Annotated in this window: 14 protein-coding genes; 8 read left to right on the top strand and 6 right to left on the bottom strand. The window is 59.9% G+C overall.

The features are described 5' to 3' along the window. Positions 1-71 precede the first annotated feature (71 nt). From V3B30_RS05440 to V3B30_RS05430, 3 genes are all read right to left on the bottom strand, one after another. Positions 72-473 carry a hypothetical protein gene (locus V3B30_RS05440; protein WP_262082962.1) on the bottom strand — a complete coding sequence of 134 codons (402 nt, stop codon included), beginning with the start codon at positions 471-473 and terminating at the stop codon, positions 72-74. Between the two features lie 239 nt (positions 474-712). Then, complete coding sequence (locus V3B30_RS05435) at positions 713-1510, bottom strand: siderophore-interacting protein (RefSeq protein ID WP_262082964.1); 798 nt, start codon at positions 1508-1510, stop codon at positions 713-715. A 60-nt stretch (positions 1511-1570) separates the two neighbouring features. Further along, positions 1571-2131, bottom strand: coding sequence for a PadR family transcriptional regulator (locus V3B30_RS05430; protein WP_262082965.1), 561 nt, complete (start codon positions 2129-2131; stop codon positions 1571-1573). 545 nt (positions 2132-2676) lie between these two features. Between V3B30_RS05430 and aceE the strand changes: the two genes are divergently transcribed. From aceE to V3B30_RS05410, 4 genes are all read left to right on the top strand, one after another. Beyond that, positions 2677-5364: a pyruvate dehydrogenase (acetyl-transferring), homodimeric type gene (aceE, locus tag V3B30_RS05425; RefSeq protein WP_100471090.1), complete on the top strand. Its 2688-nt coding sequence runs from the start codon at positions 2677-2679 to the stop codon at positions 5362-5364. 320 nt (positions 5365-5684) lie between these two features. After that, positions 5685-6509, top strand: a complete 825-nt coding sequence (locus V3B30_RS05420; protein WP_329809640.1) for a hypothetical protein — start codon at positions 5685-5687, stop codon at positions 6507-6509. A 24-nt stretch (positions 6510-6533) separates the two neighbouring features. Beyond that, positions 6534-8081, top strand: coding sequence for an anti-phage dCTP deaminase (locus V3B30_RS05415; RefSeq protein ID WP_262082969.1), 1548 nt, complete (start codon positions 6534-6536; stop codon positions 8079-8081). A gap of 1192 nt (positions 8082-9273) precedes the next feature. Further along, entirely contained in the window at positions 9274-10161 is an 888-nt protein-coding gene (locus V3B30_RS05410; RefSeq protein ID WP_262082970.1) for an HNH endonuclease, read from the top strand. 121 nt (positions 10162-10282) lie between these two features. Here V3B30_RS05410 and V3B30_RS05405 read toward each other — a convergent pair whose 3' ends face one another. The 3 genes from V3B30_RS05405 to V3B30_RS05395 form a co-directional block, all read right to left on the bottom strand. Further along, positions 10283-10663 carry a hypothetical protein gene (locus V3B30_RS05405; RefSeq protein ID WP_262082971.1) on the bottom strand — a complete coding sequence of 127 codons (381 nt, stop codon included), beginning with the start codon at positions 10661-10663 and terminating at the stop codon, positions 10283-10285. A 52-nt stretch (positions 10664-10715) separates the two neighbouring features. Further along, positions 10716-11084, bottom strand: a complete 369-nt coding sequence (locus tag V3B30_RS05400; RefSeq protein WP_262082972.1) for a hypothetical protein — start codon at positions 11082-11084, stop codon at positions 10716-10718. 484 nt (positions 11085-11568) lie between these two features. Then, complete coding sequence (locus tag V3B30_RS05395) at positions 11569-11784, bottom strand: hypothetical protein (RefSeq protein ID WP_262082973.1); 216 nt, start codon at positions 11782-11784, stop codon at positions 11569-11571. 213 nt (positions 11785-11997) lie between these two features. Here V3B30_RS05395 and V3B30_RS05390 point away from each other — a divergent pair, with 213 nt between their 5' ends. The 4 genes from V3B30_RS05390 (at position 11998) to V3B30_RS05375 (ending at position 15290) form a co-directional block, all read left to right on the top strand. After that, positions 11998-12597: a hypothetical protein gene (locus V3B30_RS05390; RefSeq protein ID WP_262082974.1), complete on the top strand. Its 600-nt coding sequence runs from the start codon at positions 11998-12000 to the stop codon at positions 12595-12597. A gap of 4 nt (positions 12598-12601) precedes the next feature. Then, positions 12602-13576, top strand: a complete 975-nt coding sequence (locus tag V3B30_RS05385) for a lytic enzyme (RefSeq protein WP_262082975.1) — start codon at positions 12602-12604, stop codon at positions 13574-13576. Positions 13577-13731: 155 nt separating this feature from the next. Continuing rightward, on the top strand, positions 13732-14658 hold the full coding sequence (locus V3B30_RS05380) for an XVIPCD domain-containing protein (RefSeq protein WP_262082976.1): 927 nt from the start codon (positions 13732-13734) through the stop codon (positions 14656-14658). After that, a complete protein-coding gene (locus V3B30_RS05375) occupies positions 14655-15290 on the top strand; it encodes a hypothetical protein (protein ID WP_262082977.1) in 636 nt (211 codons plus the stop codon). Before V3B30_RS05380 ends, V3B30_RS05375 begins: the two co-directional genes overlap by 4 nt. The last annotated feature ends 1 nt before the right edge of the window (position 15291 follow it).

The raw sequence follows: 15291 nt of genomic DNA, 5'->3' as shown, positions 1-15291 counted from the left end.
CGGTAGCGCCGGCCGCTGGCAGGCTGCGGACCTGGATTCGGTGGGTGCGGACCGTTGGTCCGCACGATCCCTCAGCGCAACGTGCCCAACCACGCCGCACACGCGGCGCTCGGGCTCTGCTTGGCCTTCACCGCCAGCCCGCTTACGCGCACGAAGGTCTGCGCGGCCTGCGCCACCACCTGGCGTGCGATCAGCGCCGCCTGCTTGGTCGCGGCCTGCTGCTTGCGCAGCTGCACGATGTTGATCGAAGGCCGACCGACCGGTGCGTACTTCTGGTCCCGGCGCAGCACGTCGGCCACCTGTGCCACTTCGAATTCGGCCTGCAGGTAGCGGTGCTGTGCCTCCACCAGCTCACGCAGCGGTACACGCAGGGCAGCGGCATCGGCGAAGGCGGCCAGCGCCGCATCGCAGGCAGCGTCATCGGCAAAGCGGGTACGCAGCGCGTCCACGCTGGCCAGGGTCAGTTTGGCCATGTGGGCCTCGTTGCTGCAGGAAAGGAGCGCGATTGTCGCATTGCTTGCCGGGTCGTGCCGGCCGCTGGCCGGCAACTGCATGGGAATGTGCGGACCAACGGTCCGCACCCACCAGTCGATGGCGGTCCGCACCCACCGAGGGCGGAGCAGCCGAGCATGGGCTCGGATCTACACAGTCGAGAGCGTGCGGACCAACGGTCCGCACCCACCAGGGAGGGTTCGCACCTACCGTCTTTTGCTCAATCGCCGTCGGTTTCGTCCGGGTGGGCCTTCCAGTAGCCGGTCGAGCGGATCCAGTCGCGCGGCACGCCCAGGTGGCCTTCGATGAACTTGCGCATCATCCGCGCGCGGCGCGATTCAGTCGCGATCCAGTAGAAGACATCACCGTCCGGCGCTTCGAAGTCGGTCAGCATGTCTTCCAGCAGCGTGCTGCTGGCCGCCGGGAAGCCGTTGCGCTCCAGCCAGTGGATGCGCACGTTCTCGTACTGCGGTAGCTCCTGGCGCTCGGCTTCGTCGCTCACTTCGATGAAGGCCTGCACTTCGGCGCCGTCCGGTAGCACGTCCAGCCAGCGGGCGATGGCCGGCAGCGCGGTTTCATCGCCGATCAGCACATAGGCGTCGTAACTGTCGGCCACCACGAACGAGCCACGCGGGCCGCCGATCACCAGCACGTCGCCCGCCTTCGCCTGCTCGGCCCACGGCCCGGCAATACCCTGGTCGTGCAGCACGAAGTCGATGGCCAGCTCACCGGTTTCGTGGTCCCACCAGCGCGGGGTGTAGTCGCGCGACGGCGAGGGCTCCTTGCCGGCCGGGTAGCTGCGGCCTTCAGCGGTCAGCACCGGCAGCACCATCTCGCCGCTGGCGTTGGGAAAGAACAGCTTGATGTGGTCGTCGGCGCCGGGCGAATCGAAGCCGGCCAGATCGTCGCCGCCCAGCACCACGCGGCGCATGTGCGGGGTGACGTCTTCGGTGCGCAGCACGGTCAGTTCACGGAAGCGCACATCCAGGCGCAGGCGCGTGTTGTTGTGTTCGGTCATGGGGATACCTGCAAAGGTGTCGCGCGGGGGCGCGCGGCATGGGGAAGGACCTGGCTGGATTCAGTCTGGCTGGGTCGTTGAAAGCGGTGATGCCTCGCTACCGGCGGTACCGTTCAGCAGGGCCGAGGCCCGCGTCAGCAGCGCCGCCACCTCGTCCGCCTCGCCCTCGGCCCAGCGGCCGTGGTGGTGCACCAACGCCCGCTTGAACTCGCGCAGGGCAGTGGCCAGCGGCGGCGGCAGCGAGGCCTTGGTGATCTCGCGGGCACGGTCGAAGGCGCGTCGCTGCGCCAAGCGCACCTGGGTGCGCTGCACCTTCAGCTCGAACTCGCCGGCGGCGGTGATGCGGAAGATCCGCTTGCCGTCCACTTCCTCGGCCTCGATCCAGCCGGCCTGCTCGAAGCTGGCCAACAGCGGATACATGGTGCCGGCGCTGGGCGTATAGGCCTGCATGAACTGGTTGCTGATCAGCTGCATCAGTTCGTAGCCATGGCGCGGCTGCTCGCCGATCAGGGCCAGCACCAGCAGGCGCAGGTCGCCGCGGCTCAGCACGCGCGGCTGGCCATTGCGGCGCGGCACTTCCGGATTGGTGGAACGGGCTCTGGGAGAAGCGGTACGGCTCATTTCGATATATCGGTAAACGAGTGTGCAAACGATATATCGATATATCGAAGCCGGCAATCATCGATCCGGCCACAAGCAGGTCCGTTTTGGGCCACGGCCGGCCACGCGCACAGCAAAAGGGGCGCCCCTTGCAGGGCGCCCCGGCGATGCTGTGGAAGGGAGCAGGGCTGTCAGGCCCCTCACTCGCGGCCCACGCTGGACCCGCTGCCGGCACCATTCCAGAGGCAGATGCGACATGTTGTCGCCGGTTCAGTACTCCCGCCCGGGGCGCACCTACGGCGGTGCCGGAGTTGCCCTACAACCGTCATCGGCAGCAGTAACACTGCGTCCTGCACATGGGCGCAGCGGCCCGCAAGCGACAGCCCGCGCAGCCGCCAAGGCCCGCCGCAGGGCCGTCAGCGGGCCTGGCAAGCCCCTTGCGGACACTGGCCGGTTGCATCCATACGCCTGCGTAGCCAAGTGACGAAAGCCCTTGGTGCGCTACACTTTGCGGTCTAGAAATCTATACAACAGTCGCGCGCGTGCGTGCGGTTATGGGAGCGCTAATGAACTGGTTGAACGAGGTGCTGAACAACGACCCGAATCCTGTGGAAACCCAGGAGTGGATCGAGTCGTTGAAGGCCGTTATTGATGTCGAGGGCTCCGAGCGCGCGCATCAGCTGCTGGAAGGCATGGTGGAACTGACCCGTCGTTCGGGCGCCTACCTGCCGTTCTCTCCCACCACCGAGTACGTCAATACCATCGAGCCGCAGCTCGAGGCCAAGAGCCCGGGCAATGCCGAGCTGGAATGGCGCATCCGTTCGATCATCCGCTGGAACGCGATGGCCACCGTGGTGCGCGCCAACCGCAAGCCGGGTGACCTGGGCGGCCACATCGCCTCGTTCGCCTCCGGCGCCACCCTGTACGACGTGGGCTTCAACCACTTCTGGCGCGCCCCGAGCGAAAACCACCCGGGCGACCTGCTGTTCATCCAGGGCCACAGCGCCCCGGGCATCTACGCGCGTTCCTTCCTGGAAGGCCGCATCAGCGAAGAGCAGCTGGACAAGTTCCGCATGGAAGTGGACGGCGGTGGCCTGTCCTCCTACCCGCACCCGTGGCTGATGCCGGAATACTGGCAGACCCCGACCGTGTCGATGGGCCTGGGCCCGCTGGCCGCCATCTACCAGGCGCAGTTCATGCGCTACCTGGAAAACCGTGGCCTGATCGAGAAGTCCGACCGCAAGGTGTGGTGCTTCATCGGCGACGGCGAGAGCGACGAGCCGGAAACCCTGGGTGCCATCGCGCTGGCCGGCCGTGAAGGCCTGGACAACCTGATCTTCGTGGTGAACTGCAACCTGCAGCGCCTGGACGGCCCGGTGCGCGGCAACGGCAAGATCATCCAGGAACTGGAAGGCGTGTTCCGTGGCGGCGGTTGGAACGTGATCAAGCTGCTGTGGGGCGGTTACTGGGATGCCCTGCTGGCCAAGGACAGCGACGGCGTCCTGAAGAAGCTGATGATGGAAACCGTCGACGGCGAATACCAGAACTGCAAGGCCTTCGGCGGCGCGTACACCCGCGAGCATTTCTTCGGCAAGTACCCGGAAACCGCCGCGATGGTCGCCGGCCTCAGCGACGACGACATCTGGCGCCTGAACCGTGGTGGCCACGACCCGCACAAGGTGTACGCCGCCTACCACCAGGCCGTGAACACCAAGGGCATGCCGACCGTCATCCTGGCCAAGACCGTGAAGGGTTACGGCATGGGCAGCGCCGGTGAAGCGCTGAACCCGACCCACCAGACCAAGAAGCTGGACGACGAAGCGGTGCGCCACTTCCGCGACCGCTTCAACATTCCGGTGACCGACGCGCAGCTGGCCGATGGCCAAGTGCCGTTCTACCACCCTGGCCCGGATTCGCCGGAAGTGCAGTACCTGCAGGAACGCCGTGCCGCGCTGGGCGGTTACCTGCCGCAGCGCCGCCGCAAGGCCGACAAGACCTTCGTGGCGCCGAAGCTGGAAGCCTACGAGCGCCTGCTGAAGAGCAGCGGCGAGCGCAGCTACTCCACTACCATGGCCTTCGTGCAGAGCCTGAACATCACCCTGCGTGACAAGGAACTGGGCCCGCACATCGTGCCGATCGTGGCCGACGAAGCCCGTACCTTCGGCATGGAAGGCCTGTTCCGCCAGATCGGCATCTACGCGCCGTTCGGCCAGAAGTACAAGCCGGTCGATGCCGACCAGCTGATGTTCTACCGCGAAGACCAGAGCGGCCAGGTGCTGCAGCAGGGCATCAGCGAGCCGGGCGCGATCGCCTCGTGGATGGCCGCCGGTACCAGCTACTCGGTCAGCAACGTGCCGATGCTGCCGTTCTACATCTACTACTCGATGTTCGGCTTCCAGCGCGTGGGCGACCTGGCCTGGCAGGCAGCGGACATGCGTACCCGCGGCTTCCTGCTGGGTGGCACCGCCGGCCGCACCACGCTGAACGGTGAAGGCCTGCAGCACGAAGATGGCTTCAGCCATCTGGTGGCCGGTGGCATCCCGAACGTGCGCAGCTACGACCCGACCTTCGGCTTCGAAGTGACCGTGGTGCTGCAGCACGGCACCAAGCGCATGATGGAAGACCAGGTGGACGAGTACTACTACGTCACCCTGATGAACGAGAACTACACCCACCCGGAAATGCCGGAAGGTGCCGCCGAGGGCATCATCAAGGGCATGTACCTGCTGACCGACGCCGGCAAGCCGAAGAAGGGCGAGCTGCGCGTGCAGCTGCTGGGCTCGGGCACCATCCTGCGTGAAGCCATTGCCGCGGCCGAGCTGCTGGACAAGGACTTCGGCGTGACCGCCGATATCTGGAGCTGCCCGAGCTTCAACGAACTGCGTCGCGATGGTTTCGACGTGGAGCGCGCCAACCGCCTGCATCCGGAAGGTGAGCAGCGCAAGGCCTACGTGACCGAGCTGCTGGAAGGCCGCCAGGGCCCGGCGATTGCCGCCACCGACTACGTGCGTGCGTATGCGGACCAGATCCGTGCGTTCGTGCCGATGTCGTACACCGTGCTGGGTACCGATGGGTTTGGTCGTTCGGATACGCGTGCGAACCTGCGCCGGTTCTTCGAGGTGGATCGCTACTACATCGCCCATGCCGCGATTGCGGCGCTGGCGAAGGAAGGGAAGATGACCGCGAAGGATGTGGCCCGGGCGATCAAGCAGTACAAGATTGATCCGGAGAAGGCTAACCCTGTTGGGGTTTGATTAGGCGGCAGCCTCTAGAGGACCCGTCTCACTGAACTGTTCAGTGAGACGGGCTTGTGGACTGTGATCTTAAAAAATGCGACGGTTCGAGTCGACAATGCAGGTCGATCTCGAGGGCTGCCCATGCAAAAGCAAAAAAACTCTACTTTTGTCCTAAGGCAAAGGGATGCGAGTCAATCGCTGGATAGGTTCGGCGTGCGTTCCTATCAGACTCTGGTCAAAGATGAGGTCGTATTGACGCCGCCTATAAGTCATCAGCAGAAGTTAATAGACGCTGTAAATAATATCCTCAAGCGAAAGACCAGTGATTCTGAAAGGGAGTGACTACTGTGAAGGATTGCTTTCCACGGAACAAGGAAGTCCCAAAGCAGTCGCCACTCTTTTGGGTAACTCATAAAGATCGCTATCTTCGGCAGCAGTTGATTCGCGATATTCAAGAAGAGACGGATCGAGATCTTGTTGTTTATTTTACTGATACTGAAAATACCGATGCCCAGATCGATCAGGGCGATGATCAGCACATTTATGAGCTTCTTCGCCATAAAACAAGGGCGGGTACAGACCTTCTTCTGGAAACCAACGGTGGATTTACGGATCCCACTGAGAAAATTTGCTCAATATTGAGGAAGCTGGCCCCTGATCTTCGTGTGATCATTCCGCGCAGAGCAAAAAGTAATGGGACAGTTATTGCCCTTTGTGGCGCAGAGATAATAATGTCTGCCACGTCGGAGCTTGGTCCGATAGATCCGCATATTGGTGGCGCTCCTGCTGAATTTATAATCGGCGCTGAATCTCAGGTGTGTGATCCTATGCTGGTAACTCTTGCGCGATCCTTTAGAGATCAGACGCGTAAGCTGGCGACAACTCTCCTTAAGTCGGGGATGCTTGCGAGTGAACCTGACATTGTCGATTCTGTGGTAGAGAAGCTTGCGTCTCGTTCTCATTATCACTCTCATGGTTCCGTAATTGACGGTGAAGAGGCGGCCGCTCTTGGGCTAAAAGTGATCGAGTTGTCGAGCGGCGATGCGCTCTGGCAAAAACTTTGGCTTCTTCGAGCAATGTATGCGTACGACTGCGGTAAGAATGGTTACGCAAAATTGTTCGAAGGGGAGCTTGTTAGCTCCGCAGTGCTGCAAGCTAAGTAAATTTTCTTGCTTATAGGGGGGGGTATGGGTCAGGAGATATTCATCGGAGTTGTCGCACCGGTCGGTGTCAATTACTCATCGGGCGTGGCGATCCTCGAGGAGCGTCTGAATGCTATTGGCATTAGGTCCAATAAGATAAAGCTGAGTAATCTTATCTCGGATGTGAGCGGCTCGGTCGCGAAGACATTCAGTTCGGAGGATCAGCGGATTAAGCAGCTGATGAGCGCCGGGAATGCTATTCGCGAAAGGTTTGGAGACAGTAGCTTCCTGGCCAAGCTTGCGATACTGGAGGTTATGGAGTATCGAGAAGAGGTTGGGGGGGCGTCATCCGAGCCGGGCAATAATATTGCACATATATTTTTAACGCTGAAGAATCCGGAAGAGATAAATTTCCTCAGATTGGTATATGGCGACTCGTTCTATCTCGTCTCGTTCTATGAGCCGCGCGAAGATAGGGTGGCTACGCTATCGGCTAGAATTAGTAAGTCCAGACAGTCATCTGATTTGAATTCTTCGAGAGGGCTTGCTGAAGATATAGTAAAGTCCGATGAAAAGGATGGCCGGAAGCAAGGTCAGAGAGTAGGTGATTCCTTTTCTGAGGCTGACTTTTTCGTAAATATGGCTAACAGGGCAGAGGCCCATGCAGCCATCGCCCGCTTTGTTGAAATTATTTACGGGCATCCATTCCATACTCCAACCATTGATGAGTACGGCATGTTTTTGGCCTGGGGTGTTTCTCTTCGCTCCGCTGACCTTTCGAGGCAGGTTGGTGCCGCTTACTGCGATGATGAAGGGAACTTGATCGCGGTAGGCTGTAATGATGTTCCCCAGGCGGGAGGCGGTCAGTATTGGCCGGGAGCAGGAGATGCCAGAGATTTTCAGCGAGGCTACGACAGTAGTGTGGCTGAAAAAACGAGTTTGGTGGCAGAAGTTATTGAGCGTCTTCGGAATGCTGGTTGGCTATCGAGTAGAGTAAATAGGCTATCTCCTGAGGATAGGATTCATGAGCTTCTCGGCTCGCATGAGAATCCTGTGCTAGCCGGTGCGGGGATTAATAATCTTCTGGAGCACGGGCGTATTGTTCATGGTGAAATGGCCGGAATCGCCGATGCAGCTAAGCGCGGCCTCTCTTTGCACAATTCAACGCTGTATACAACGACGTTCCCATGCCATGTCTGCGCACGACATGTTGTAGCAGCAGGCGTCAAACGCGTGGTTTATGTAGAGCCGTATCCGAAGAGCAGAGCAAGAGATCTTCATTCAGATTCGATTGCTGTGGATAGCCCGATTCCTGTAGTCGGGAGAGTCAACTTCCAGTCTTTTAATGGGGTTGCTCCTCGTAAGTATGGGTCCATGTTTAGAATGGCTCCCAGAAAGAATGCGATGGGAGTTGCAAACGAAGCGTCGGCATCTTCAGAGAGAGCGCGTTTCATATCCACGCCGGCACATTATTTGTCCCAAGAGGCGGTTGCAGCGAAACAGGTAGATGAAGCTATTGCTAGGGAAGCAAAGAAAACAAAAGTCGGCGGAAGGGCGCGTTCTGTAAAATTATCACGAAATAAAAAATCTTAAATTAATTAAGTCGCGTCGTATTCCACGATCGATCTTCACGTTTGATATATCTTATCTGTTGTAGCATGTATAGAATCGGTAGTCTATTTAGTGGTTTGTCTAAGAGAGGATTTCGACATGTCTTCAGTTCTAAGTGATAAGTTGTCACGGCAGTTAAAGGGGGCTGTTTCTCGATACGATGAATTGCCAGATTGGATTAAGTCAAGTTCCCCGCTTCAGGCGTCTGGATGCTCTGTCAGCAGGTCTAGTTCATTGCTTTCTCAGAGGCCCGCTAAGGAGCCAGCTAGTAGGAAGAAGAAGTAGTTAGGTTGGTTTTAGTCTTTAATGAGATTTCTTGGTTTCTCGCTATCTCATTGTCTTCAGCGCCTTTTTTGGCGCTGTTGGATTTGGATGAGGGTGTTTTTGTCGCCTGACTGGGTGATACCGGAGTTCGACTACATGTGAACCGAATCGCGACGGCTGGTCTGCACTGGGCCTGCCGGCGCGTACGGGTTGCAGTCGCGCGATAGGTTCGGCGGCGGTGTCTCCCATCATGCTATCTCTCATTTATGGGGAGGGGATTCCTCCCTGGCTGAGACTCGGTGTCAAATATTTCAACAGAATTAGTTTCACTATTTCTAAGTTTAGTTCGACCATCTTTTCTTTTGTGTGCGTCTAATTTTTAGCGCCTCCATGATTTATTTAGAAGAAATGGTTTCCTGCATTAATTGCTTTCAACCCATCTCTCCTCAATGCCGCCGGTCCCAGCTCATGTCTTCTCTTGGCTAATGTTTTTCCAAGATCTCGCTCCGGCTGAGCATATGGCATAACTTCGATGCCAATATTCAGTGCGTCCGCTCGTTGTAGCGAGTAGTGCTGGAGAGCTAATCTGCCCTCATCGATAGCTACTCTCCGTCGGAGCGAAAGAGATCGCCCGGGCCTGGGCATTTTTGAATTGCTGGCAGGCCAGGTCGGTGAGTTTTGGATGGTCAAAAATACTGCCATTTCTTTCTGATTTGATCGCTTCGGCCGAATAATTACTTTGGTGCTAAATATCAACCGCCAAACGGTTGTTATAGTGAACTTTAGGAGAATTGCTCCCTCTTAGGGAAAAGCGTGCCGATTGCGACATCCAAACGGTAATATCGCTGTCTCGAAGGCCAATAGGCCGTATAACCGGACGAGACAGGGGGCGGGGATGAGGTACTGGTGGGTGAACCAGAAGCAGACCTTCGACAGGGCTGTTAAGGCAGGTTACCTATGGTCGCCTAAGACCAACGTAAAGGGGAACGTCAACCCCTCCTACGAAAACATGACTCAAATACGGCCGGGCGATGTGGTCTTTGCCTTCGCGAGCGCCCGAATCAAGGCGATCGCGATCGCAAACGGCGCCCATTATTCGATGGACCGCCCTGAGGAGTACAAGAAGACGGACCAGGAATGGCGCAAGGATGGTTGGGCAGTCCCGGTGGACTACCACCTGGTGGACGCTCCACTGAAGGTGAGCGACTACATGGGCCAGATTGGGCTGCTCCTTCCTGCGAAGTACGCACCCTTGAAGGTTGACGGCAAGGGCAATCAGGCCTACTTGTTCCCAGTTCCCGAGGAGATGGCTGCCAAGCTGCTGGAGCTTCTCGAAGTCGATCTTGATGACATCGGTGAGTGGCAGGACGAGGGGGCGATCCATGACATCGCGAATGACAAGAACATCGACGAGACTGCGAAGCTCCAACTGATCAAGGCCAGAAAAGGTCAGGGCGTCTACCGAAAGAATGTCAGCGACATTGAGAAGATCTGTCGGGTGACCGGCACCAGTGATGCCAGCTTCCTGATTGCCAGTCACATCAAGCCGTGGTCAGAGAGCGAGAACAGCGAGCGCCTTGATGGTGACAACGGCCTAATGCTCGCCCCGCATATCGATCGTCTGTTCGACCGGGGGTACATTTCCTTTGAGGATGATGGTGGTCTAATTCTTAGCAGCCAGTTGCCAGATGAGGTGCGGGTGAAATGGGATGTCGTGCAAAAGGCTCCCCGCATTCCGTTCTCTGCGGCTCAGGCTCGCTACCTCAACTACCATCGGGATGTGCTGTTGAAAAAGTAGGCATGAGCATCCTCTGGCAGGCATCCCCGATATCGGGGATGCCTTAACGATGCCGGGAAGGCTCAAAGGTAAGGCCTGCATGCCTCGACTTATGGTTGCCGACATCTGATCATTGGGCGGATCAGCGCCTCCGCTCCCAATCCGGCAGCGCCCGCACCCGCCACTGCTGCTGCAAATTTCGCAAATCCGGAACCCGCTCCTGCGAGTCCCCAGCAACCATCACCATTAGTTGCGCCACGGAATTGTCCACCAGCATCACCGGCTTCTCGTTTGCCCGCAGCTCAAAGTACCGCGCACTCTCATCCCTTGAACTTACCACTACCCCCTCGCCACCCCGGGCCTTCGCAAACGCCTTAGCCTCCTTCCGCATAAGGCTGAACTCAGCATCCGACAGCCTGGGGTAGACCTGCACCTCCAGCGTGGCCTGGGGAAGGTAGTGATCCGCCATCACCATGCCCATAACCATGAGCGTGGTGGTGACAATTTCGGGCGGAACCCTCATGGGCGGCGCTGCGAAGCCACAGCCGCATCGCACAATCTCGATAACGCAGGCACTATCCGCGCACCAGCAAGCAAGCACTGGCCTGCGCCGTCAACGCCACACAAGCCATCTTCAACCCTTCCATCACCCGATCCCCCAGGTACTCCTCGGGCGCGCCGTTCTGTCGGGTCCGCTCCGCAGCCAGCATCAGCTCCGCCACCACACGCAGCCCCGCCAGCGCGCAGTCCGCATCCGCCAGCTGAAGACAGCGCCCAGGCAGTTGATGCCGCTCCGGCCAAGGCTGGCCATCCGCAGCCACACCAGATCCGATGCGGCGCAGCGTGGCGACGAAGGCGTTGGGATCGACTGAAGGTTCGCGCTCGGGCTCGGCGTTGTCCGGATCGTACTGCGCGTGCAGGGAACGGAAGTCCGATGTGTTCATGGCAATGCTCCGTACAAGACAGATAGCAGCGCCACCGGTAAAGGTGGCGGACGGTGCGGGCTCGAAAACCGGTATGTACCAGACCGGCGGATCCGAAGATCCCCACGCACCGCCCGCCATGGAACGCGAACGGATTGCCAGCCGGCGCCACACAAAAGGTGACGCCGGCCGGCAAGCGCATACATCTGGTACAGAGACGGGTTTTCGAGTCCCGCGCCACCCTTTTCCGGTGGCACGCCAAGGTGTACTCGCATGGTTGCGAGATGCCAAGAAACCGTAGGCCGCAGAGGCCGCAAATGCTGACGCTTACGGCATTGTTGCATGGCAAATGCGTAGCAGAACCCTTGCGGTGCAGTGGTTTCGGCCGGTGTTAAGTTACCGCCCGAATGCGCATTGAAAAGCACGGTTTGCAGAGGGTCAGGGTCTCAAAAGCGACAATCTGCCCGCATGGCTGAGATCCGAAGTGTGCTGATTGCGACACAGCTTAACTTTCCGTCACCACGCCCGGACGCGGCCACAGCGCATCGTCGCGCTCCAGGTCGTAGTCACTGCCGAACGCCAGCGCCGCCTCGCGCGGCGTGAGGTCTGCGTAGCAGCCCAGCAGGTACTCATCCATGCCGGCATCGCTATGGTCGATGGCGAACAGGTGGAGAAGCTCCTTGTCGAACGCTTCCAGCCATGCGGTGTCTATTGTGGTCATGGTCATCCTCCTGACTGCAGGAATAGTGCCTGCACCATCGCGTGCCTGCCAACACCAGAACTGGCCCGCGCAATGTTCATCGGCAGGAATCCCCATTCCGCCATGGGGCAATGTGAAGCCAGTTCAGGTCCTGCCGGCCGGTGCGGTGTATAAACTGCCGACACATGAGTGCCCGAATGTGAGGAACGGATGCGACAGCTACTGAGGCCATGGATGGTACTGCTGCCCCTGCTCGCGGGCGGCTGTGGCGCCCAGGCACCCCAGATGTATGGCGATGGTTTCCCCGTCGCCAAGCCGATGGACCTGGTCCATGCAGGTGCGACGGTAGAGGCGCGTTTTGAACTGCCACCGCCTTGGGAGAAAGATCCCAAACCTCGCACATTCCTGATTGGGTTCCGTACCGGCGGGCCCGCCAAGCGCCCGGATATGAAACCGGGCGATGTCGACTTCCTTGAAGACGCCCGGATTCCCCTGAAGGTGCAGCTGTGGAAGCTGGAGGGCGAAACCGAAACGCCCATAGCGCTACAGGTATTGAATCGCGATCTGCCTGCTGTCTGGCAGGGCAGCCGATATCAACCGGCCAAGGGCGATGTGTACGAATACAGGAGCGCCATCGGCGCGGATTCGAACAGCCTGGTCAACGCAGGAAAGTACGACATGTCCCTGGCCTACAGGGAATACGAGGTGGCCCGTGCCGATTCCGGGGATCTGACGGCCGGGAAGTACCGGCTGAAGGTGACCAACCTTCAGGGCAACCCAGAAGTTGCACATCTCAACTTCGAGCTTCTCGTCGCCAACTACAACGTGAAATAAGGCTATGGACAGTCAATCGAATAGCGCAGCCGCACCCCAGGAAGGCAAGAAGGGGCCTTACACCGTCACGGTCTACCTCGCTGCTCCGGGGACCCCTGTTGCAGGCAAGGATGGCACGACCCACTCATCTTCGGCGGGCCATGCCTACTTCATGGTTGCCGATGGTGACAAGAAAGACGGATATGGGTTTTCGCCGATAAAAACGGGGATCACCGGGCCTGGGCACGTGGTGAAGGGGGAATTCGAGACCTATCAGAACCCTCGGTTCTCCTACACGCTCGAGATCACCAAGGATCAATACGACAAGTTGAAGGCGTACGGCGAGGCGAGCGTCAATCGCGATCAGGGCCGCTTCAACCTCTATTACAACGGCTTGTCGAACAGCTGCGTCGATTACGTGTGGACAGGCCTTGGTCAGGCCGGTTTGCGACCCAAGCTCGAGAAGCCCGATCCCAGCTTCGAAGGGACGATGAAGGTGCTTCCGAACATCGATGCGCTGAAGAGCATTCCCAAGCCGTTCCCCGATAGCAAGCTCAATTCGACGCACGAGAACCCCCTTCCCAAGAAGCAAACCACGTTGCAGAAGCTGTTGACCGAGGTGGAGGGCGAACGGTCGCCGCACGAGCGGGTAGCTGCACTATCGCCGGAATCGCAGCAGCTGTTTGACCGCATGCGATCAGACTTACCTGAGAAGGTGAGCGATGCGCAGGTGATGTCAGCGATGGTTGCTGCGCGGGAGAACGGCATTCACCAGCCGCAACAGCTGCGCGATGTGGTGCTGCAGGAAGAGAAGATCTTCGTGATGGGCACGACGCCTGGCTTCAGGGCCATGGTGGATCTGAACCAGCCTCAGCAAAGCCTTGAGGAGGGGCTGGCCCGCAGTCAGCAGATCGACACGCGAGTGACTGAGCAGACCCGTCAGGAAACGCAGCAGCGCGAGGCGGCGGCCCAGACGTCCGGCGGCATGCAAATGGGCTAGTGCCGCCGCCCGCGAGCTTTCTGGGCACTGGTACTGCATGCTGGCTCACACATTCAGCAAGTCGCGATCGGCGCCCTCTCTTCCTCCACCTGCCGCCCATCCCACCTATGCCATCATCCAGCCAGGACCGCAGCACCCATCAAGGCTGAACAGGCATGGAGCAGGCAACACGCTACACGGCAACGCTTTATCTGGCCGCCCCCGGCACCCCGCTGAAAAGTGGAGGCATCTCGCCGCGCGGCCACATGTACCTGCAGGTGGCCGCGGGCGACGAGGCCCACAGCTACGGCTTCGCATCGCCGCGCCAGGCGCCGGGAGAAACCCGGTCCGGCGTGCAGTACGCGCAGGTGCGCCACGACGATGCCGACGAGCATCTGGACCCGTACTACAGCCGCACCCTGGAAATCACCGAGGAGCATTACGGCTGCCTGCGTGATTTCGCCGAGGAACCGGCCGAGTTCGAATTCGATGTGGATCGCCCGGCCACCATCAACCGTTGCAGCGATTTCGTCTGGGCCGCCCTGCACTACGCCGGCCTGCATCCGCTGCCGGCGCCGCTGGACGGCGGCAGCAACCTGGGCGAGTTCGCGGTGCTGTTCAACCTGCCGGAAATCCAGTGCATTGCCGCGCCGTTCCCGGGCAGCGACCTGAATGTCGAAACCCACCACGCGATGCCCGAGCGCGAGGCCGAACACCATCGCCAGGGCGACCGTGCCAGCGATGAGCCGCCGCCGACGCCGATTGAAGTGGCCGGCACGCTGCTGGACCCTTCGCATCCCGACCATCGCCTGTTCTCGCAGCTGATCCAGAAAGTGGCCGAGCTGGACGCCGCGCATGGCCGTCCGTTCGATGCGGCCAGCCAGCGCATCAGTGCCAGCCTGCTGGTGCTGGCCAAGCAGAACAACCTCTCGCGCGTGGACCACGTGCTGCTCAGCCGCCCGACCCAGAACAGCCATGCCGCCGAGAGCATCTTCATCGTGCAGGGCGACCGCAACGACCCGGGGCACCGCCGCGCCAGCATCGCCACCGAGGTGGCGGCCAAGACCGATGTGGCCGATTCGCTGCGGTTGAAGGAGCAATGACGCGACCACTGCGGCGGGGGCTGGTGGTACTGGCGGTGCTGGGCGCGCTGGCGGCATGCCGTGCGTCGCCAGCGCTTGAGGTTGCGCCGCCCCTGCTGACGCGTGCGCAGGCCGAGGCCCGCACGGTTGTGCCGTTCACGCGGGCCGTGCAGTTGCAGAAGGCCGGTCGGATTGCAGAGGTCACGTTTGATCTGCCGGCGCCCCAGAAGCCGGCCATTCCGATTCTGAACATCGGGTTGCGGCTGCACGATACCGACGCGCGACGGCTGCTGGATGCTTCGGAGAAGATCACTCTCGGGCGTTTGCCAGCGCGGCTGCGCCTGGAGCGTATTGATGGCGGTGCATCTGGTCCTGTGCAGCTCTGGCAGCGTACTCGCGATGGACGCGACTCGCAGAAGATCGCCGATGATGGCGTGGTCACAGACCTGACGACGGGGAGTGTGGACATCAACAGCTTGGCCGAGGCCGGGTTGTACTCCGAAGACGTGCTCTATCGCACGTTGCAGTTGGCGCGGGTCGGAGGCATTACACCCGGGCGCTACCTTCTGCTGGTGGAACTTGTGGAGGATCGGCCCCAGCTGGAAGGCCTGAAAGCAGAACTGATCGTTGGTTATCAATCACTAGGGAAGTAGA

Source organism: Stenotrophomonas sp. SMYL41 (genome assembly GCF_036319965.1).
GTDB lineage: Bacteria > Pseudomonadota > Gammaproteobacteria > Xanthomonadales > Xanthomonadaceae > Stenotrophomonas > Stenotrophomonas maltophilia_R.
The sequence above is the reverse complement of the archived record's forward strand: the minus strand, read 5'-3'. Positions and strand labels throughout refer to the sequence as shown.

Bases quoted from the DNA above. Each gene is read 5' to 3' on its own strand.
- V3B30_RS05440 (WP_262082962.1), bottom strand. From the start codon at position 473: ATGGCCAAACTGACCCTGGCCAGCGTGGACGCGCTGCGTACCCGCTTT.
- V3B30_RS05435 (WP_262082964.1), bottom strand. From the start codon at position 1,510: ATGACCGAACACAACAACACGCGCCTGCGCCTGGATGTGCGCTTCCGT.
- V3B30_RS05430 (WP_262082965.1), bottom strand. From the start codon at position 2,131: ATGAGCCGTACCGCTTCTCCCAGAGCCCGTTCCACCAATCCGGAAGTG.
- aceE (WP_100471090.1), top strand. From the start codon at position 2,677: ATGAACTGGTTGAACGAGGTGCTGAACAACGACCCGAATCCTGTGGAA.
- V3B30_RS05415 (WP_262082969.1), top strand. From the start codon at position 6,534: ATGGGTCAGGAGATATTCATCGGAGTTGTCGCACCGGTCGGTGTCAAT.
- V3B30_RS05405 (WP_262082971.1), bottom strand. From the start codon at position 10,663: ATGAGGGTTCCGCCCGAAATTGTCACCACCACGCTCATGGTTATGGGC.
- V3B30_RS05400 (WP_262082972.1), bottom strand. From the start codon at position 11,084: ATGAACACATCGGACTTCCGTTCCCTGCACGCGCAGTACGATCCGGAC.
- V3B30_RS05395 (WP_262082973.1), bottom strand. From the start codon at position 11,784: ATGACCACAATAGACACCGCATGGCTGGAAGCGTTCGACAAGGAGCTT.
- V3B30_RS05390 (WP_262082974.1), top strand. From the start codon at position 11,998: ATGGTACTGCTGCCCCTGCTCGCGGGCGGCTGTGGCGCCCAGGCACCC.
- V3B30_RS05385 (WP_262082975.1), top strand. From the start codon at position 12,602: ATGGACAGTCAATCGAATAGCGCAGCCGCACCCCAGGAAGGCAAGAAG.
- V3B30_RS05380 (WP_262082976.1), top strand. From the start codon at position 13,732: ATGGAGCAGGCAACACGCTACACGGCAACGCTTTATCTGGCCGCCCCC.
- V3B30_RS05375 (WP_262082977.1), top strand. From the start codon at position 14,655: ATGACGCGACCACTGCGGCGGGGGCTGGTGGTACTGGCGGTGCTGGGC.